This window comes from Aquimarina addita (assembly GCF_039539305.1).
GTDB lineage: Bacteria > Bacteroidota > Bacteroidia > Flavobacteriales > Flavobacteriaceae > Aquimarina > Aquimarina addita.
Genome location: NZ_BAABCW010000087.1, coordinates 1 through 516 on the forward strand (window position 1 = coordinate 1; position 516 = coordinate 516).

The following is a 516-nucleotide window of genomic DNA, read 5'->3' on the forward strand; positions in this document are numbered from 1 at the left end:
ACACGATATCCTAAATCTAAATTAAGATAATCGGTCATACGCTCTACGCCATAATAGGGATGTTCTAAAAAGTACCTATCGATCTCTTTCATCAACTTTAAATTTAATAGACTCTCGCCTTTAGGTTTGTAATATAAACCTGAACGATGAATCTCTAATAGCTTACATTGTTGTTTAAGGCTAAGTCCTGGATGAGATTTTACAACCTTTTGCCGTTTCTGGGTAGTACTCATTTCTCCAAGACTTTCTTTAAAAAATCATTCTCAACTTGCAACTGACCAATTTTACTATAAAGAGCGCTTTTTTCATTATCTGTCTCTTCTGTTTTGGTCTTGGAGTCAAAAGCTTTTGATGAATTCTCTATAAACTCTCGCTTCCAAGTAGATATTTGGGAAGGATGAATGTCAAACTTTGAGGCGATTTCCTGCAGAGTAAGTTGATCTTTGATAGCTTCCAAAGCAACCTTTGCTTTGAATGCAGAACTAAATTTTCTTCTCGATTTTTTCATATGTACAG

1 protein-coding gene is annotated in these 516 nt (G+C 34.7%); it reads right to left on the minus strand.

Features of this window, described 5'->3' with window-relative positions; all coding sequences use genetic code 11:
* Positions 1–229: 229 nt before the first annotated feature.
* Positions 230–516, minus strand: a 287-nt coding sequence (locus tag ABD816_RS22270) for a transposase (protein WP_344931130.1), incomplete at its 5' end; no start/stop codon positions are given.